Genomic DNA, 19634 nt, shown 5'->3' with positions numbered 1-19634 from the left:
AGGCTGATGCGAAAATTCTTCCCGCACCAGCGCTGAAGTTATTTCCTGAAGTACAGGAAAATTAAGCTAATACTTAGCCTGCAGTAATGATACCGCAGTCGGTCAGGCTGGTAGGAGCAGAAGAAGTGCTTATCTCTTTACCATTCTTGTCTACACAAGTGGTTACTGCGTTGCAAACGGTAGCTGATTGTTTAACGTAACGAACAGTACAAGTCGTCTCGCAAGTACCGCCAACGATTGAATTAGCTTCGAACAAATTAATCTTTTTCACAACATCATCCTTATATAAAAGTGAAATAAAACCAACCCTAGCATTGTTCCTCTTAACGATAGAACAAATCTACGCTTGATATAAAGGCACGAGACTCATGCCTTTATTAAAGCGTAGTATTGAGGTAAGTTATTTACGTTCCATTTGTATAGGTGCCAAGGATAGCGTGACGCCAGAAGCAGATCAATATAATTTTTTCAAAGAAAACACGATATTTAGAAACAGTTTAACTATTTAAACAGGATGTTTCTTATAAATTCTTAGATAAAGAATTACAAGAATCAATTAGCTCCACCATTCATCTAAAAAACCATAAAATATATGGCCAGGATATTTCTTATATAGAAATTCTACCATGGTGGTCTCACTAAAGTATTAAAGGAAATCTCACAAAGTACCAAAGGGTATTTTTCTGGAAATGCGGTCATTTCCCCCATCACGGCTCTTCGACATGGGGAAACTGTCAGTTGATTGGCACTGCCAAACAACCAAAGCGAGAATTCCCTCTGACTTTATAGGTATTTTGCACGAGAAAGTTCCTGATCTACTAGTGACTTCAACCATTTTATCATCTTAAACTCAACCAAGAGGGACACAAACGTGTCACATACTCTGCAAGGTATCTGCCAGACTACACGCCTCAAGGGGCTTGGGTAAGGGTTTAGATAGCGTTCAATCGTCATGTCATGAAGATAATTTCATCGCAATTGCCATAGGCACACTAAACTTGTAAAAGCTGCGAGTGGTTGAAACTGAAGGAAACGATTGCAACCTTGAGCACAACACAGGGATGATTGAAATAACAGATTTTCCCTGTCGTCCGGCGTAGTTATGACCTACTCTCGTAAGAGTCATGTTCAACATAAAGAGGAGGATGAAGCAGTTGCATTTGTTGTCTGTAAATGCATGAAGAGACGGGATGGTTGTGGTGTGAACCACCCATCGTTTGGGTTCCCTGACTATCGTGGTGCTGTTGTACCTTTTTGAAAACTTAGCTCGTTGCCTGTTACCCCATCCGAACAGATGCCACGAGTCGTTTATATTCTCGCCATCTGGTGCGGGAATAAGGGCCGGAGTAGGCCCAGACGAGCGATAAACCGCAGCGCGCAAGCGTACGCAGGTAAATGAGTTAAATCATCGCTCCCTTAAAATCTGATCCCAAGAGATTGCATCGTGAATATAAAACTTGTTGCCGTTCTGCTTTTCACACTTTCCCTTTCCGCCTGTGACAGAGGGACTCCTGAAAATAACGAAAGCGCGCGTCCGGTCAGCATTTTTGATGTTATGAACACTGCCCAGCAAGGCGAGCGGATCTTCCCCGCCAGGATCGTAGCCGGTGATAAAACCTATTTGGCCTTTAAACGCCCTGGCCAGTTGCAACAGTTGCTGGTGCGTGAAGGTGAACGCGTCAGCAAAGGGCAGCTGATTGCTGAACTCAACAGCAATGATGCTCGGTTGCGCCTTAGAGATCGCCAGGCAACCTTCGATTTGGCACAGGCACAGTTCAACCGTTTCGCCACGCTGAGCGCACGCAATGTGATCCCACGTGCCGAGCTTGACGTACAACGGGCCGCTCGTGATTCAGCCCAGGCCGCGCTGAAGCTTGCTCAGGAAGAATTGAGCGATATGCAAATCCGCGCCCCCTTCGCGGGCATCATTGCGTCTGTGGATGCGCGTAACTATCAGGTTGTCCCGGCAGGCCAGCCTATCGCCATCTTGAACGCACTGGATTCGCTGGATGTTATTTTCAGCATTCCCGAGAACTTGTTCATCATCATTGATGCAGACAACGCCAAGTATCAACCTCGAGTCGTTCTGAATAATTTACCGGGCCGCGAATTCACCGCTCAGTATAAAGAACACACCACCAACACCACGTCAGGCTCGTTGACCTATCAAATGACACTGAGCATGGCACGCCCACAAGACCTGCCGATGCTCTCCGGCATGAGCGGTAGCGTAAAAATAAACCTCGGCAACCTGGCTAACGCCACGCAGGCCAACAATATTGTGGTGCCCGTAGAGGCGGTATTTGATCCGGATAATACACCGCGTAATCAGCCCCACGTCTGGGTAGTGAAAGAAAAGGATGGGAAGCTGTTCGTGGAATCACGCCGGGTTGAAACCGGACAATTAACCGCCAATGGTATCCAGATCGTTTCCGGTCTGGCCGATGGCGAACGGATCGTAGCAGCCGGTACCCGTGAATTGCGCCCTAATCAAGAAGTGCGCGCCTGGGTCCGTGAGCGAGGTCTGTGATGAAACTGACAGAGAACTTCATCAACAATGGCACCCGTATCTGGTTGGCGATCCTGCTGTTGGGCATTGGCGGCGTGATCGCTTTTCTCAACATTGGCAGGCTGGAAGATCCGGCATTTACCATTAAAACGGCGGTGGTGGTCACTCGCTACGAAGGGGCCTCCGCACAGCAGGTGGAAGAAGAGGTGACCCTGCCGCTGGAAAACGCCATCCAGGAATTGCCCTACATTGATAATGTGACCTCGATCTCCAGCGTCGGCCTGTCACAGATCACCGTCAATATTCGTGCTGAATATGGCGCGGCGGAACTGCCACAAATCTGGGATGTGCTGCGTCGTCGTATCAACGATGCCACCCTGCGTTTGCCTCCTGGCTCCAGCCCGCCGATCGTCAATGATGATTTCGGGGATGTGTACGGCTTCTTCTTCTCACTGTCTGGGGATGGTTACAGCAACCAGGAACTGCGTAACTTCGCCGAACTGCTGCGCCGTGAACTGGTGGTGGTGCCCGGCGTCGGGAAAGTCGGCATTGTCGGTATCATCCCGGAAGAAGTGCAGATCGAAATCTCCCGCGCCCAGATGACCGCCGCTAATATTATCCCGCAGCGGTTGTTCGATCTGCTGAGCCGGCAGAACGTGGTGTCCAATGCCGGGGATCTGCTGGTCGGCAGTGAGTCGATCAGGCTGCACCCGACCGGGGAGTTTTCTAACGTGCAGGAATTAGGCAACCTGCTGATCAGCGAACCGGGCAGTGCCAAGAGCGTGTACCTGCGTGATATCGCCACCATCACTCAGGGCTTTACGCATTCCCCTAACAATATCTATCGCTCCAACGGCAAACCTGCGCTGTCCATCGGCGTCTCTTTTGCGCCGAACGTCAACGTAATTGTGGTGGGGGAAGCGGTCAAAGCCCGTTTGGCCCAGTTGGAAGCCGAACGCCCCGCCGGGATGGACATCAGCGTCTTCTACGATCAGTCCCATGAAGTGGAAGGGGCGGTAAACGGCTTTATCATGAACTTCCTGCTGGCCCTGCTGATCGTGGTCGGTACCCTACTGATCTTCATGGGGGTGCGCAGCGGCCTGGTGATCGCCGCGTCGCTGGCGCTGAACGTGCTCGGCACGCTGTTGATCATGAAGCTGTTCAACATCGAGCTGCAGCGGGTGTCGCTCGGGGCACTGGTGATCGCCCTGAGTATGCTGGTGGATAACGCCATCGTGATTGTCGAAGGCGTGCTGGTAGGGCGGCAGCAGGGGGAAAGCACCCTGAAAGCGATTGGTAATGTGGTGAAACGCACCATGTTCCCGTTGCTGGGTGCCACCATCATCGCCATCCTGGCGTTTGCTCCGATCGGGTTGTCCAACGACGCCACCGGGGAATACTGTAAGTCATTGTTCCAGGTGCTGCTGATCTCGCTGATGCTGAGTTGGTTCACCGCGCTGACCTTGACGCCGGTATTCACCAAATGGGCGTTTGAAAAGCAGAAAATCGCCGAACCGAAAGAGGGTGAGTCGGCCAAAAGCCCTTACGATGGCTGGTTGTTCCGCGTCTATCGCAACCTGCTGAGCAAACTGCTGAGCCAACGTACCGTGACTCTGACGGTGCTGGCGGCGCTGATGGTGGCGTCGGTGATCGGCTTTGGCAGCGTACGCCAGAGCTTCTTCCCGCCGTCCAACACGCCGATCTTCTTTGTCGACATCTGGCTGCCGTACGGCACCGATATCGCCTATACCGAGAAGATCGCCGCCCAGATCGAACAGCATATCAAGGAGCAGCCGAGCGTCAGCGATACCATGGTCACCGTGGGCCAGGGCGCCATGCGCTTTATGCTCACTTATAACGCACAGCGGCAATACTCCAACTATGCGCAGGTGATGGTGCGGGCCAAACAGCTCAACCAGATCCCGGGCATGATCGGCCAAATCGAAGCCTATGTACGCGATAATTACCCGCAGGTTAACGCCCAGGCCAAACGCATCATGTTCGGCCCGTCCAACAACAGCTCGATCGAAGCGCGCTTTATTGGACCGGATCCGAACGTGTTGCGCACGCTCGCTGCCAAGGCAGAGAAAGTGGCCAGTTCAGATCCGAATGCCGATGGCGTGATGCACGACTGGCAGGAACGCAGCAAGGTGATCCGTCCGCAGTTCTCCGACTACCTTGGCCGTGAGCTGGGAGTGGATAAACGCGAAATCGACAGCGCATTGCGTATGAGCTTTGGCGGCGTCACCGTGGGGCTGTACCGCGATGGCACCCGGCTGATGCCGATTGTGCTGAGAACGCCGGATTCCGAACGCTTGAATGCCGAACGGCTGAACGACGTGATGATCTGGAGCCAGGCGCGCCAGGCGTTTATCCCGATCGATAACGTGGTCAGCGGCTTCAAGACCGAGTGGGAAGATCCGTTAATCATGCGTCTGGATCGCAAACGTACTCTGACCGTGCAGGCAGATCCAAGCACCCAGAGCGGTGAAACCTCTGCAGAACTGCTGCAACGCATCAAACCGGGGATTGACGCCATCCCGCTGCCGCGCGGCTATGAGCTGGAATGGGGCGGTGACTATGAAAGTACCAAAGAGGCACAGGCCGGGCTGTTCACCAGCCTGCCGATCGCCTTTGTGATCATGTTCATTATCACCGTGCTGATGTTCAGCTCACTGAAAAACGCCGTGGCGATTTGGCTCACCATCCCACTGGCGCTGATCGGGGTCACGTTAGGCTTCCTGCTCACCGGTATTCCGTTTGGCTTTATGGCGCTGATCGGCCTGCTGAGCTTAAGCGGTATGCTGATCCGTAACGGGATCGTGCTGGTGGAAGAGATCGGCCTGCAACGCCAGGAGAAACCGATGCTGGAGGCGATTATCGATGCAGCCACCTCGCGTTTACGCCCGATCCTGCTGACCGCCTTTACCACCGTGCTCGGCCTGGCACCGCTGCTGAGCGATGCCTTCTTCCAGAGTATGGCGGTGGTCATCATGTTCGGCCTGGGCTTTGCTACGGTGCTGACGCTGCTGGTGCTGCCGGTCATCTACAGCTGTATGAATTCCGACAAAAACAAGGTGACGGCTGAAGCCGAAGCCTGATTTACCCTTCTTCTTCCCAGGCCCTCTTTAGCGATAAAGAGGGCTTTTCTATCTTCTGTACTCTGCAAACGATAGAACATCACGGTGAATATTGCAGCACTCCCGTGATGGCCATCACACTCTATTTAAAAGCATTGGAAAAGACAAAAAAAGGCAACTCAGCGAACAAATAACGGAAAGACGGATAAAAATGCCAAAGTATACTAGGGGAACACCATCCGTGAGATCATCGCAATGGATACACACCAGGGAAAACTTTCTCATAGCTATATAAAAATAGGTACTCTTGAAAAAATTGGCTACGGCTTTGGCGATTTAGCCTCTAACCTTTCATTTGGCTTTGTGTCGCTGTTTTTACTTTATTTCTACACGAATATTTATGGTATTTCAGCAGCAGAAGCCAGTTTAATCTTTGTCATCGCCAGGGTGCTCGATGCCGTTTTTAATATTTTTATCGGTTATGCCGTCGATAAAACCCACAGCCGCCATGGCAAATTACGCCCCTATTTACTCTATGGCTCTATTCCGCTGGGAATACTCACCATATTATGTTTCACGACGTTTAGCGGTGAATTTAAATTTTATTACGCTTTAATCTCATACACCCTTTATTGCCTGGCCTATACGGCCGTTAACACCCCCTATTCGGCCCTCACCAACCGCTTGACACAACATGAGGTTTCGCGTTCTTCACTGTCCGTCTACCGCTTCGTCTTTGCGATCATCGGTTATATGATGGTATCCACGAGCGCAGACGCCATTATCAGCCGTTTTACTGAGCAACATACCGGATATGTCTTCGCGGTTTCCTGTTTTGCGCTACTGGCGACCTTCTTCTTTCTGGCCTGCTTCGGTATGACTAAAGAACGTGTCGCGGTTGACGAAGATATTGCCGTTTCGCCAACGCTGAAAGAGATGTTCACGGCGGTAAGCCGCAATACTCCCTTGATTAATCTGTCGCTTTTCACCGTGTTTTTCTATATTGCCTATACCGTCTGGATGGCGATTGCTATTTACTTCATTAAATATGTTATTAAGGATGAAGGTTTCACCGCCACGTTTTTTGCCATTCAGTCCGTCGCCTATATTGCCGGCACCGTTATTTCCGAGAAGCTTATCGCCGCCATGGGGAAAAAGAACATGACCCTGCTGGCACTGGCAATAGGTATCATCGGCCTGTTAATGCAATACTTTCTGGCAGGCCACAACATCGGGTTAATCATGGGCGGGGTTTGCCTTTACAGCATCACGCTGGGTATGGGATTCGTTACCATGTGGTCAATGATTGCAGACACCGTGGAATATGCCGAGTGGCAACATAATGTCCGTACCGAAGGGGCTATCTACGGTTTCTTTAACTTTATCACCAAAATCGCCATGGCGATCGGCGGTGGCTGCGCCGGTTTAATGCTGGATTACTTTGATTATAGTTCTGAAAATATTAGCAGCAGCGCTTTAGAGGGCATCAACATTATGATGACGTTATTCCCTGCAGCCCTGCTTTTCCTTGGTGGGATATTCGTGACCTTCTATTCCCTAAATGAAAAAACCTATCGGGACATCATCCAAAAAATAACCCTACGCAAACAAAGCTCACTGTAATACCAAGGATTACAACGATGAATAACCATTTTCAAGAAACCATTGCGGCCATGTCTGCGGCCGAGAAAGTGGCGCTGCTGACCGGCAGCGGGCTGTGGCGCACGTCCTCACAGCCGCAGCACGGAATAAAAGATATCGTGATGACGGACGGTACCTATGGCGTCCGCTACAGCACCGCACAGATTGATCAGGGTGAAAACTGGAGCATGGATGATTTCCTGTCCGTTATCACGCAAAACGCGGGCGATCTGGTTCAGAACCCAGAACCCGCCCGCGGCGGCTCGGAAGCACTCTTCAGCCACTCAAAGCCAGCGACCTGCTTCCCCAATGGCTCTACCCTCGGCTGCAGTTGGGATATTGCACTGCTGTACCAGATGGGCCAGGCTCTGGCTCATGAATGCCAGGAGATGGGCGTCGGCATCCTGCTTGGCCCTGGAATCAACATTCGCCGTACGCCGCTGGCCGGGCGAGGATACGAATATTATGCCGAGGATCCGGTTATCAGTGGCGATCTCGCGGCCGCCCTGATCAATGGCTTACAGGATGCCGGCGTTGGTGCCAGCCTCAAGCATTTTGCCGGTAATAACTCTGAATATCGCCGCACCGAGATGGATTCGGTGATTGAGGAACGTGCTCTGCGAGAAATCTATTTAGCAGGCTTTCAGCGCGCGATTGAGAAATCCAACCCTTGGACAGTGATGTCCTCTTATAACCGGCTCAATGGCGTGCAGACCTCTCAAGATCCCTTTCTGCTCACCCGCGTGTTGCGTGATGAGTGGCAGTATCAGGGGCTGGTAATGTCCGACTGGTACGGCATCAAAGATCGCCCTGCTGCGCTCCTGGCGGGTAACGATTTGGCCATGCCGGAAACACGGGGTTATAAAGAAGAGTTACTCGCCGCCATTGAGCGGGGAGATATTCCGCAAGAACTGTTGGATCGCTCCTGTATGCGTATGCTGACGCTGATTGATAAAGTGCAGCGCAATCGCCGCCAAGATGTGCGGGCGGATTTTGACCACCATCACCGATTGGCCCAGCAACTGGCGGCAGAGTCTATCGTGCTGCTGAAAAACGAGGAACAATTACTGCCGTTGACGCCTGCCCATACACATAAGATCGCCATTCTGGGCAAACCGGCACAGGAACCGGTAATACAGGGTTCTGGCTGTGCGACCACCCGGCCTTATCTGCTTGATCGGCCACTGGATGAGATTTTTGACGTCGCCAGTCATGATTTTCAGATCCAATATGCCATTGGCACCCCTAACGATAACCTGATAGATGAACCCGCACAGCAAGCAGCGGTCGATCTTGCCAGCCAGGCGGACGTTGCCGTGATTTTTGTCAGCACTGCCATCGGTGAAGACGGTGAAAACGGCGATCGCAAAGATCTGAATATCCTACCGTCCCATGAAGCCCTCATCCGCGCAGTGGCACAGGTTCAGCCTAATGTCGTGGTGGTGCTGGCCAACAGCGATGCGGTAGTGATGCCTTGGTTGCCCTGCTGTAAGGCCGTGCTGGAAACATTCTTTGCCGGCCAGGGAATGGGCCGCGCCATTGCCGATATTCTTTTTGGCCGGGCCAACCCTAGCGGCAAACTGACGGTCACGATCCCCAACACGTTGGAAGAAACCCCGGCCTGGCTGCACTACCCAGGAGAGAATTTACGCCATTATTATGGTGAAGGCCTTTTTGTCGGTTACCGCTACTACGACAAACGCCGTCTCACCCCGCTGTTTCCTTTCGGGTTCGGCCTGAGCTATACCCAATTCGCCTACCGTAATCTGCAGTTGTCCGCATCAAGGTTACTGCCAGACGAAACGCTGGATATCAGTTTGAACATCGTCAACACCGGGAAAATGGCAGGAAAAGAGATCGTCCAGTTGTATATCAGCGCGCCTCAGGGGGAGCTACTGCGAGAGCCCCAGGCGTTAAAAGGTTTTACCAAAGTGTTGCTGCAACCAGGGGAAACGCGCCAGGTTAGGCTGCAACTGCCTTGGAAGGATCTGGCCTGCTATCACCCTGGAATTGGGGGGTGGATTGTCGAAAGTGGTACTTACTGGATCAAGCTCGGCACCTCCTCCCGCGAGATCTTGCTGGAGTGTGATTTGCAGGTTATTGGCGAGCCACGGCACGTTCCCTTGCAGAACGATAACTCGTTGCAGCAACTCATCAATCACCCCGGCGCATTTTCTCGCGTGGTCAGCCTGATCGCGGCTAAAAATGGGCAACCAGAAGCGCAGATCAGGGAACGGCTGATTGCTCTTGCTCCAGACCTGTTCTGCGGCATGTTTATTGCTCTCACCGAGTTTCTGGCGCTGGATATTAGCCACCAGGAACTGAGCGCAGCACTGAATGGCAGTTCCGGCTCGTGATGGGCCACATCTGATATAATCTATAGCCAGAATAAGTTGAGTTGCCTGAATTATGAAGGGTATATACCGGCTTTCTGATCGGGAAAGCCGCTTTATTTCCGCCAGGAGCGCCGCCTATGTTCCCGTTTTCTGTTACCCGTCAGCAGGCTTCCCCCCCCACAAAATCGGCGTCTGGGCAACCCGGTTACGAGCTGATTGCGTTTGACTCCGAAAAACTGAACGTATTTTCAGCCGCGGTTCGCTACTGCGAACCCCACTGGCACCCTGCACCGGAATTGATACTGGTTTTATCCGGCGGGTTTACGATCTCCGTGAACAACCATGCCCATACGTTCTCTGCGGGCGATCTGCTGTATATCAACGCAGAAGACATCCATTCGCTGCAGGCTCGAGCGACGGACAGCAGCCTACTGACGATCCAGTTTTCCCCGTTGCTGTTTGATGAAGCCCATCCTGCACCGAAAACCCATTATTCCGTGAAGTGGCATGAGCGGAAAGATGAAGACGATCGTCAGGTCTACCAGATGATTTTCCAGCTCGTTGAGGATCTGCTGCACCTTACGCCCTCTTTTCGCCGTATTGCGACCATTTACCTGCTGTTGGATTCCCTGGTAAAAGCAGGCCAACCCGTCGCCAACGGCCAGATCCTGGCGCGCGATCTGGACATGATCAAAAAGGGCATCGAATACATCAATCAGCACTATGAACAGGAATTGAGCCTTGGGTTGCTGGCTGAATATTGCGGGGTCAGTTATCACTACTTTTCCCGTATGTTTAAACGCGTCAGCAATCACAATTTCAAAGAGTATTTAACGCTCACCAGAGTCAATAAGGCGCGGCAATTATTGAAAGATACCGCTTACCCTATTACGGAAATCAGCCATATTTGCGGTTTTAGGGAACACAAACATCTGATTATCGCCTTCAATAAATACTGCAACATGACGCCAACAGAATATCGCAAGCACCATCTGCGCGACATGAACTTTACCCATCACGCCATGCAGAAGATGGAGGATATTCACTGTATTCCGTTGAGTGAGGGCTTATTACAGCAACTGAAAGCCTTCTCAGATTAACATGGCTCATGTCGGCTGCGGAATGGAACCTCTGCCCCCCCTTTAAGGATCAAAACATTAAGCTGTGCCCTACCACTATTTTTTGTACAATCCGACGCATTTCCAACACCAAAGGAGAAGTACAACGTGATCAAACAAACAATCTTGGGATGTTCATTGCTGTTGGTTTCTGCCGCCGCGCTGGCCGGTGGCTGCGATAATCCGCGTAACGCCTATGATAGAACCTACTGTGCGTCACTGGAAATGGTTCAGTTGGATCAGGAACTGAATGTGCAATACAAGAAAGTGATGGGTTTGCTGAATCAGCAGCAAAAACAGACGTTGAAACAATCACAGGTACAGTGGCTGCAAAGCCGCGATCAAGAATGCAGCGACGGCGCGCGCCTGTTCCTTGATTGCTCAAATAAAACCATGCAAAGCCGGATTAACTTTCTGAAAAGCGTGGAGCGTGAGTGTAAAAGTACCGGTTGCGACAGCAACAAACTGGCTCAGCAACAGTAACCCGGCCTAGTGCCTTAGCCGGCAAATCATTATCCCAGTTAACCGCGGGCTGCCCGCTTAGGCAGCCCGCGTTTATCAACATCTCACCACGGTCAGAAGCTGTATTTCACCCCCAGCATCGCCGCCTTGTCATCATACCCTTTCTGCCCTATCTGCTGCGTCAGGTTGCCCCACAGGCTCAGGTTGTTATTCAGCTTGCCTTCCGCCCCCACTTTCACCTCAATCAGATGGCGGCTGCCGGTCTGCTGGACTCCCAGACCATCGGCACTCACGCCCGGCAGGCGGGTGTTATGGATCCAGTTCAGGTCCACATAGGTGGTCAGAATACGTGAGCTGTCTTTCCCCATCTGCGTGTCGTTCGACAGTTTGGCCCCCAGACGGGTCTGCAGATTGTTGTTGCCGCTCTGCTGCACCAGAGAGCCGTTGTTTTGCAGGTCACTCATCTTAGCCCCGTTCAGCGTCAACTGCGCCTGCGGTGTGAGATAGGTGTTATTCTCCTCACCCTGATAGATTTCAATCGGATAGCCGCCTTCCAGCGAGGTGATCACGCCGCGCAGATGGTAATTACCGCTGTCGTAGGCACTGCTGCTGACGGAGGCATTGAACCACTCGTACTGCAACCAGCCATGCACATACGGACTATGGCGTTCGCTGGCGTTCGCATACCAGGTGCCGTACACCCCGACCGTATAGCCCGTCAGGCTGTTGTCGGATTTGTAGCTGGTTTCCCCCGAGTCGGTGGTGCCGGTTGCGCGGCCATAACCGGCCATCACCCCCAGCCCGAAGCGATCCTGCCCGGTAAACTGCGTATCCCACACTTCGCCCCCCAACTGCGCCACATAGCGGTTGCTGGAGTTGGACAGTTGGCGTTCAGCTTCATGAGGGGGTATCTCTCAATGTGCGTACCGCCTTCAAGGGAGTACTTTTTGGGGGTGTTTAGTTCAATACCCCCATCTATCCCCCCAACGGTGAGTAGATTTCAATACAACTTAGTAGACGTCAGGATAATGAAATTTGATGTAAAGGCTTGTAGGTAGTGGCTTGAGTAGACTTTGGGATACTTAGGGATAGGTGAGTTTGGAGCGATGAAGGGAGTAGAACGCCAGCACTTAAAACCAGTAAATACGGCGATCCGTGAGTTTATAAAAATTAAACTACACACATTCCTATACACATTTGTCCTCGCCTGTCGCGATTTCGAATGATTTTTAACCATATATGGATTGGTGCTGGTGGAGTGTTAGCCTGACCTATTTCTTTCTTCTGGGGGTAGGTTCATCCATAGCCGCCCAATTAGGCTCGACTACTTTTTTCTCCTCTGGTTCCGGATGCCTTGTATTTAAAGGATGGTTGAAGTTGTACCAGGTTGTTCTCGGCCTGCCATCCATACGTTTTACAAAAGGGATCCCATTATCCTGCAAGATTTGGCATTGCTTGCTTGGGTAATGCGATCCCGTTATCTCTAACATTTCCTCTTCGGTGATGAGTGTCATGCTTTGATCACGCGTTTCTATTCCGACCATTCCTTTCCCTGCCTAGCTGCTCGATATTTAAACACCAAATTAGCAGATATTAATCGATAAGCAGTATCAATCTGATTACGTCTAATCAGGTTTCCAACTCGCGACAGGAGACGCAAACCATGAGAAACATGAAAAAGCTAAAAAAGGAAAGACTGGAATTAGAAAAATTGAAAAATGAAGTAATAAACTGGGCAGCTATGAAAGGGCAGGAACACGTGACGATCGAGATCACTCGTATGTGGTTAAAACTCTGCCCCGGCCCTCAAAGGGTGAAATTATACCAGATAGAAAATGAGCAAGGAGAGGCCGATGCTCAGGCGATCAACACCAATCGACAGGCGATTTTCCGCTGGCTGCGTGGTGAGTCGAAAGCATCCAGGGCAAAGCTCCGCGAACTGGCCAACGCAATAGCCGCAGCCCTGCCAGCAGAACGTAGAGCCCACCTTGAAGGCAATACGGTAAATCTCCTTATATCGGTATTATTGCGTGATGTGTCAAATGTGGTCACCGCTGTTTTGCTGGATGACCGTGACGCCGTTAGGCACATCAGAACAGCCCATAATTCCCTGAACGCAATACTTCATCACGTTACTGAAAATTGACTTCATCGCCAACGATTGTGAAATTGCTTCCTGCGATGCCGCATTCTGCCGTTCGAACGCGATAATTTTCTCGGTTATTTCGCTATATAGATACAGAAGAGTGTCAGTTCAGTCGGTTCGGTTGGTTCAATATGTAAAGGTGATTGTTTTATAAGGTATTATCTCCAAAAAACGAACCAACGAAAGGCGATTTTGAACCAACAAAACGGCTTTTTGCGTTGGTTCACTGCATGCGTTTTTACTGTTCAGTTGAAGGGCTATCAGGAATCGTTGAAGTTGCGTTGAACGCTCGTTGAAGCCGTTAACGGTTACATCGCCGGCGTGACTGAGAGCGCCTATTTTCTGCCGTGCGCTTTTTCATTTGAGCCAGGTAACCAAAACGGTTTGCTGATTAACATGGGGAGCCGGTCACGGTCGCTTTCTGTGATTTCGCACCAGAGGGTGATCAACCTCTCCCCGTCATAATGGCGCGGCTCTACTCCACTCTTCCAACCGCAGGCTGTGGACTTCGCAACGTCGAGTTCTTTGGCGATTTTTTCTATGGATAACGTGGTACGGGTAATGTCCGTCATGACCCGAAACCAATCGACCCGGAAAGAGGCAACTAACGGCAAAGGGAACCCCCTAAACGCGCGCGCGCGCGAGGGAACAGCGGGGGATTCTCTGCTTTATTGCTTTTCCAATCCATAACACCCCACTTTAAAGCATTTTATTTCAATTGGTTACGATTTCACTGCCTGCCAACGTCACCGTGGTTAACCTCCACTCAATAACGCCGCTATTCTCACTAAAAAATAATCCCCATATTCGATATAATATAGAAAAAATTTCTCCTTAAATTCGATTCTGTAGTTAATTATCACACAGCGTTCCCCCTCTCCCAAAACCCAAGCGAGGTATTGCAATGCCACGGATCAACACTCGTAAGCCCATTCTTTTTGATAACGAAACACTCGACGAACTTAAGCGCTTGCAGGATGTGGAGAGAAAGCGTTCTCCCTTGGGCGCAGCTCCATCGATCAACACGATTGCCCGGCACTACATGCGCAAGGCGCTGGGTATCGAAAGTGTGAAAACACAATCAGGAAGCAAAGGAGGTCATGCATGATCAGAGTAGCAACGCATGAAGATATCCCGGCACTGGTTAGCCTGGGCGAAATGCTTCACAACGAATCCAGTTATGCCCGGTTGAGTTACAACCGGGGCAAGGTTTTTGACCTCATGGGCAGGGTTATCGACGGTGCTGGCGTCATTTTTGTTTCTGTAAAAAACGGTGAGGTTGTAGGCGGTATTGCTGGCGCTGTAACTGAGCATTGGTTTTCTGATGAAAAGCTTGCGTTCGATTATTCGTTCTTTGTCGCTCCGAAGCATCGCCACGGCATTACGGCTATGAAGCTGCTGTGCGCATTCTGTGAATGGGCAAAGCTGAAAGGTGCCACAGAAATTCGCCTGGGCATTACTACCGCAATCAACGTTGAAGGCACGGCAAAACTCTACCGCTCGATGGGGTTTGAGGATGCCGGTTTATTATTCAGAAAGGAGGTATCACATGGGTGTTGAAACCGCATTACTCACCGCAACAGTCGCCTCTTCTGTGCTGGCGGCCGGTGGCGCGGTTGCTGCTGGGCAGCAGCAGAAAAAAATGGCGAACTACCAGGCGGCACAGGCGAACGCGGATGCAGAGGCAGCACGCGCAGCATCAATGGTTCAGGCTGACCGAATTCGCAAGATGGGCAAACAGCAGGCATCACAGGCTAATGCGGCGCTGGCAGCATCAGGGGTAGAGGTTGGTGAGGGTACCGCACTGCGTATCACCTCTGGCATTACAGAAGAGGCTGAAAGCGATGCGTATACCACCATCATTAACGGCATTAATACCGGGGCACGGTACAACGCTCAGGGGCAGGCTGACCGTATCAGCGGCAGCAATGCCGCAACCGCAGGTTATATCAATGCGGGGAGTTCATTACTGGCGGGAGGAGCCAGGGCGTTTTCTGGATGGAGGAGAGCCAATCCGACGCCGTCAACAGATACGGCATCAAGCAATAACATGTTCACGAACGCGGGGATTAAGTAATGCGTATCCCAACCGGTAATTTCGGTAACGTAACACCTTCCCCCCAACCCACACGCATTGATGTAAGCAATACGGGCGCTCAGGCAAATGCCATGCAGTATCTGGCAACAGTTGGGATCGGTGTTGCGGAAGACCAGCAGCGCCGCATTGATCAGGAAAATCAGGAAATCATTCAGAGCAAAACGTTAAAGCTCGATGAATTTCTTAATGACCAGTTGAACAATCCAGACTATGGGCTGATGTCTCTCCAGGGGGCGAATGCGGAGGGCGCGACACAGAAATATACGGAACGCTATGAAACCTTCGCCAACGGGATTGCGGCGGATTTATCACCTGAAATGCGGCAAGAGCTACAAAAACAGGCAGTGGCCAGAAGAGTACAATTTCAGCGGGCGGGTTTTACGCATGAAATCAGCCAGCGCCGCCAATTGGAAACAGGTACCTATAACGCCCGCCTCGAAAGCAGCCTCAACCGCGCCGCTACTTATGGAAATGACTTAATCAGCTTTCAGCTCGAAACGGGGAGTACGAGAGATACCATAGGCAGCTTTGGTGCTGCGCATGGCTGGTCTGCCGAAATGATCAGCGCCGCCCAGGGGGATTACCAACGGAAAGCAGAATACATGTCGATGTATAACGCTGCCTCCACAAACCCGGGAGCGTTTTCCTCAAGAAGTGGCGGTTCTCTTTCTGACCTGCGACAAGCTGTGTTTATGCAGGAAAGCGGCGGTAAACACTTCGACGATCAGGGGCAGCCCGTTACCTCTCCTAAAGGCGCTGTCGGCATTGCACAGGTGATGCCAACCACTGCGCCAGAAGCCGCCGCTCTGGCGGGGCTTCCCTGGGATGAAAATCGTTACCGTAATGATCCTGAATATAACCGTGCGTTGGGTGAGGCGTACCTAGACAAGCAACTTGCTGACTTTGGCGGAAACCGCACGTTGGCGCTGGCCGCATACAACGCGGGGGCTGGGAGCGTTAATAAATGGATTAAGGATTTTGGCGATCCACGTAGTGGGGTGATTTCAGAATCTGAGTTTGCTGAGAAAATACCCTATTCGGAAACCCGGAATTATGTGCAAAGTGTTTTAACCCGTACCGGGGGAGCGACATCACCCTACCCACAATTTGCCAATCTCTCACCAGTAGAACAGGCGAGGCTTAGACATTATGCCGACAGTTTACTTTCCAGGCAGCAGGCTGAATACCGTGATTTTCTTGATGGACAGGTGCGTGACGCAACGGCCGCCGCTCTCCGCGGCAAGGTTTCACCTGATGTGCCCGACAAGGATCAATTTGTTAATGCGTATGGAATTGGGCAGGGATTAGGGCGCTATGAAGACTTTAAGAAAACCCTGGAACTTGGTAACGATATCTCCCTTATTCAAAAAATGCCCTATGCTGCCCAGGTTGCATACATGCGAGAGTTGGAGCCCTCCCCCGGTTCTGGGTATGCCAATGATGCGCAGCGATATGACCGGTTAATGCAGGCGTTTACCCACGTAAATCAGGCGCGCCGTGCTGACCCTGTTCAGTATGCTATTGAGCAGGAACAGGCAAATGCTTTGGATCTCAGTACCCCCGAGCAGGTTAAAACAGGATTGCTTCAACGTACACGGCAGGCGGTAGAGGTTTCACACAGCTACGGCACGCAGTTAACCGTCTTTTCAAAAACAGAGGCGTCGCAAATTGGTGAAATGTTACGCACCGCTCCCGCATCGCAATCTGTAGCCTATCTGGATGCCATGCGCCAAGGATTGGGCACCGGCGCGCAATACTCCGCAGCACTTCAACAGGTAAGCAGTTATGCGCCATCGGCTGCCGTTGCAGGCGCGATTATGGGCAAGGGTGGGAGCATAGCAGGTAACTCGGGGTGGATTTCCGACACCATGGTTAACCCGGATTATGCTGCAAAAACCATTATGGAAGGTGCCAACGCGCGCGCCGGTGTAACCACAAAAGTGAATGGGGTGGAGAACAAAACCAAAGGCATTGAAATGCCGAAAGATACGGATTTGCGCCCGGATTTTGATTCGAAGGTGGGTGACGCATTTGCCGGTGATGCTATTGGGGCCGCGCAGGCGTATGAGGTGGCCAAGGATTACTACGCCGGATTAATGACCCGCAAGGGCACTTTTTCAGGTGAATACGACAGTGATGCATGGGAGCAGGCGATCAACGTCGCAACTGGTGGCGTGTATGACTATAACGGACAGGGTAATGTTTTACTGCCGTGGGGAATGTCAGAAAGCCAATTTGATAGTTCGGTCAATATGGCATGGAAAGAACAAATTGTAGACGCGGGAATTAAAGCCCCGCCCGGCCAATATGGACTGCAAAGTTTTGGTGATAGTCAGTACCTGATTAAGTTGGGGGCTGGGTACCTCACCGGAAAGGATGGAAACCCCGTAGTGCTGCGCCTGAACTCAGAGCGCGTTCGGCTTGGTAAGGGAGGTATACCAGAATGAGTTATTTTGGTTTTAACCAGACCCAACAAAACCAGCAATTGGCAGCCGCAGCAGAAAACCCTATCGGCTCAACTAGCCGCTCTGATGCTGATTTTTTCGACGGTGCTTTTACGGCCCCGTTTAAAGGGTTATATGCCGGGGTGACGCAGGCCGATCAGGTCGCTTGGGCTGGTGTCGATACCGTTGTTTCCCCAATCGCAAAAGCCGTCAGTGAAACCCTTGGCGTTAACGACACGTCAGAAGCGTTTATCAAGGAGCAGCGTAAACTTGCTGAACAGCAAGTCAGATCGTTAACCCCGGATAGGGGTACCACGGGAACAGCCGGGCAAGTGCTGTTCTCGCTGGCGGAGATCGGCGGGCAGGCGGTAGCCGGTTCTTTAATGGGTGGTTTACCGGGCGCGGCGGCGACGGTTGGCGCACTGCAGGGCTTCTCTGATTATGAGAGATCAACGGCTGACGGCGTTAATTATGGCACGGCGGTTGAGAAAGCCCTGGTGACGGGAGGCACGGCGGCACTCGGTGCGGTATTGCCAATGTCTTTGGGGCTGCGTGCGGGCGGAACCCTTGCCGGCAGCGTGGGGGCTGCGCTTTCTGCTGGCGGCAGCAGGGTAGGTATGATCGCCGGAGCAGCAGCCAGGGCCGCGCCAGATATTTTCTATGCGGCAGGAACTAACGTCACGCTTGGCATGGCGCAGCGCGGCCTATCTGCCGACATCCTGAGGCGTGGTGGTTATGCTGAGATGGCTCAGCAGTATGATATTTTGGACGGGCATTCATTGGCCACTGATGCCGTATTAGGCATCGCCTTTGGTGGCCTTGGCCGCTTCATCAACAGCAAAGGTGAAAACCTCCCCGCCCGCCCGGTAACTTCGGATGAGATATCGGCAGCACTGACCACCAGTTCACATCTTAATTATGAGATTAACGCCGCTCCCGGCGTGCCCGTTAGTGTGCTATCCCGCAATGCTCACGTTAATGCCATGAATAAAGCCATGGCCGATGTTCTGGCCGGGCACCCTGTCGATGTTGGCAACCTGCTTGAGGGGGCGCAGTTTCTACAGAAAGCACCACGCCTGGATATGGCTTCACTTTCCGTTCGTGAGGCGCTGGGACTTGTCGATGAGGGTTCGGCTATTCGCGCCAGGGAAGATGCTGAATTTTCGGCGCTGGCAACGCAGGTTATCCCGCGCGGTGAGCGGCAAGCGCTATCCCGAGAGATTAACGATCTCACATATCAATCAACTCGAGCAGAATCAGAATTACAGCGCCTGCAAGAACAACCACTTACCGGAAGTGGTCGCAAGCTAGCGGAGGCGCGCAAGGAGCGGCAAAGCGAACTACAACGGCTTACCCGTGAAATTGAGTCATTACGTGCAGATATTGCCACGCGGCAAAACCGCCTGGCGGATAGTTCACCCGGTGGGCGTTTTTATGATGCACGCTCAGCACTTGAGCGCAGACGGCAGGAGCAGGAACAGACCGAGGCGCAGGGGCTTTCCCTTTTCTCTACACCAAAGCCAAGAACACGTGAACAAATTCAGCAGGATGAAATCGCTTCTACTGAACGACTGATCAGGGGGATAGATGAAACTGCCAATGTTGAAACAGACATCCGCGATGCTGAACGCGCAATTACTGAAAACCCTGATCTACAGGTACATGTTGCCAATCCAGACGACACAATAACAACGGTCAAAGCATCGGATTTGATGGAACAAGCAAATAGAGATGTTGAAAACGCCAAGCACGACGCGGGTTTGTTCGAAGTGGCCGTAAGCTGTTTCCTGAGGGGATAAC

16 protein-coding genes are annotated in these 19634 nt (G+C 51.8%); 12 read left to right on the top strand and 4 right to left on the bottom strand.

Annotated elements, in window-relative coordinates:
- Positions 1–73: 73 nt before the first annotated feature.
- A complete protein-coding gene (locus tag WG891_RS01090; RefSeq protein WP_337261265.1) occupies positions 74–271 on the bottom strand; it encodes a DUF4762 family protein in 198 nt (65 codons plus the stop codon).
- Positions 272–1444: 1173 nt separating this feature from the next.
- Between WG891_RS01090 and WG891_RS01085 the strand changes: the two genes are divergently transcribed.
- The 6 genes from WG891_RS01085 (at position 1445) to WG891_RS01060 (ending at position 11167) form a co-directional block, all read left to right on the top strand.
- Positions 1445–2530 (top strand): efflux RND transporter periplasmic adaptor subunit, encoded by a 1086-nt coding sequence (locus tag WG891_RS01085; protein ID WP_337261264.1) that lies wholly within the window; start codon positions 1445–1447, stop codon positions 2528–2530.
- On the top strand, positions 2530–5610 hold the full coding sequence (locus WG891_RS01080) for an efflux RND transporter permease subunit (protein ID WP_337261263.1): 3081 nt from the start codon (positions 2530–2532) through the stop codon (positions 5608–5610). Before WG891_RS01085 ends, WG891_RS01080 begins: the two co-directional genes overlap by 1 nt.
- Before the next feature lie 234 nt (positions 5611–5844).
- Entirely contained in the window at positions 5845–7212 is a 1368-nt protein-coding gene (locus WG891_RS01075) for an MFS transporter (RefSeq protein WP_337261262.1), read from the top strand.
- Between the two features lie 17 nt (positions 7213–7229).
- Entirely contained in the window at positions 7230–9587 is a 2358-nt protein-coding gene (locus WG891_RS01070; protein WP_337261261.1) for a beta-glucosidase family protein, read from the top strand.
- 116 nt (positions 9588–9703) lie between these two features.
- Positions 9704–10666, top strand: coding sequence for a helix-turn-helix transcriptional regulator (locus tag WG891_RS01065; protein ID WP_337261260.1), 963 nt, complete (start codon positions 9704–9706; stop codon positions 10664–10666).
- A 126-nt stretch (positions 10667–10792) separates the two neighbouring features.
- Entirely contained in the window at positions 10793–11167 is a 375-nt protein-coding gene (locus tag WG891_RS01060; RefSeq protein WP_337261259.1) for a lysozyme inhibitor LprI family protein, read from the top strand.
- 92 nt (positions 11168–11259) lie between these two features.
- Here WG891_RS01060 and WG891_RS01055 read toward each other — a convergent pair whose 3' ends face one another.
- Positions 11260–12030, bottom strand: a complete 771-nt coding sequence (locus WG891_RS01055) for an autotransporter outer membrane beta-barrel domain-containing protein (protein WP_337261359.1) — start codon at positions 12028–12030, stop codon at positions 11260–11262.
- A gap of 387 nt (positions 12031–12417) precedes the next feature.
- Positions 12418–12690 carry a DUF4224 domain-containing protein gene (locus WG891_RS01050; protein WP_337261258.1) on the bottom strand — a complete coding sequence of 91 codons (273 nt, stop codon included), beginning with the start codon at positions 12688–12690 and terminating at the stop codon, positions 12418–12420.
- A 119-nt stretch (positions 12691–12809) separates the two neighbouring features.
- On the opposite strand from WG891_RS01050, the gene WG891_RS01045 reads away from it, so the two are divergent.
- Entirely contained in the window at positions 12810–13292 is a 483-nt protein-coding gene (locus tag WG891_RS01045) for a toxin YdaT family protein (RefSeq protein ID WP_337261257.1), read from the top strand.
- Between the two features lie 335 nt (positions 13293–13627).
- Here the strand turns inward: WG891_RS01045 and WG891_RS01040 are convergent, their stop codons facing one another.
- On the bottom strand, positions 13628–13864 hold the full coding sequence (locus WG891_RS01040) for a hypothetical protein (protein ID WP_337261256.1): 237 nt from the start codon (positions 13862–13864) through the stop codon (positions 13628–13630).
- 332 nt (positions 13865–14196) lie between these two features.
- Between WG891_RS01040 and WG891_RS01035 the strand changes: the two genes are divergently transcribed.
- The 5 genes from WG891_RS01035 to WG891_RS01015 are packed head-to-tail and all read left to right on the top strand — an operon-like array spanning position 14197 to position 19633.
- Positions 14197–14400, top strand: a complete 204-nt coding sequence (locus WG891_RS01035) for a hypothetical protein (protein WP_337261255.1) — start codon at positions 14197–14199, stop codon at positions 14398–14400.
- Entirely contained in the window at positions 14397–14852 is a 456-nt protein-coding gene (locus WG891_RS01030) for a GNAT family N-acetyltransferase (protein WP_337261254.1), read from the top strand. Before WG891_RS01035 ends, WG891_RS01030 begins: the two co-directional genes overlap by 4 nt.
- Positions 14842–15369 carry a hypothetical protein gene (locus WG891_RS01025; RefSeq protein ID WP_337261253.1) on the top strand — a complete coding sequence of 176 codons (528 nt, stop codon included), beginning with the start codon at positions 14842–14844 and terminating at the stop codon, positions 15367–15369. The genes WG891_RS01030 and WG891_RS01025 overlap by 11 nt, the downstream gene beginning before the upstream one ends.
- Positions 15369–17837 carry a lytic transglycosylase domain-containing protein gene (locus WG891_RS01020; RefSeq protein ID WP_337261252.1) on the top strand — a complete coding sequence of 823 codons (2469 nt, stop codon included), beginning with the start codon at positions 15369–15371 and terminating at the stop codon, positions 17835–17837. Before WG891_RS01025 ends, WG891_RS01020 begins: the two co-directional genes overlap by 1 nt.
- Complete coding sequence (locus tag WG891_RS01015; protein WP_337261251.1) at positions 17834–19633, top strand: hypothetical protein; 1800 nt, start codon at positions 17834–17836, stop codon at positions 19631–19633. Before WG891_RS01020 ends, WG891_RS01015 begins: the two co-directional genes overlap by 4 nt.
- The last annotated feature ends 1 nt before the right edge of the window (position 19634 follow it).

Source organism: Serratia sp. MMO-28 (genome assembly GCF_037199905.1).
Taxonomy (GTDB): Bacteria; Pseudomonadota; Gammaproteobacteria; order Enterobacterales; family Enterobacteriaceae; genus Chania; species Chania oryzae.
The sequence above is the reverse complement of the archived record's forward strand: the minus strand, read 5'-3'. Positions and strand labels throughout refer to the sequence as shown.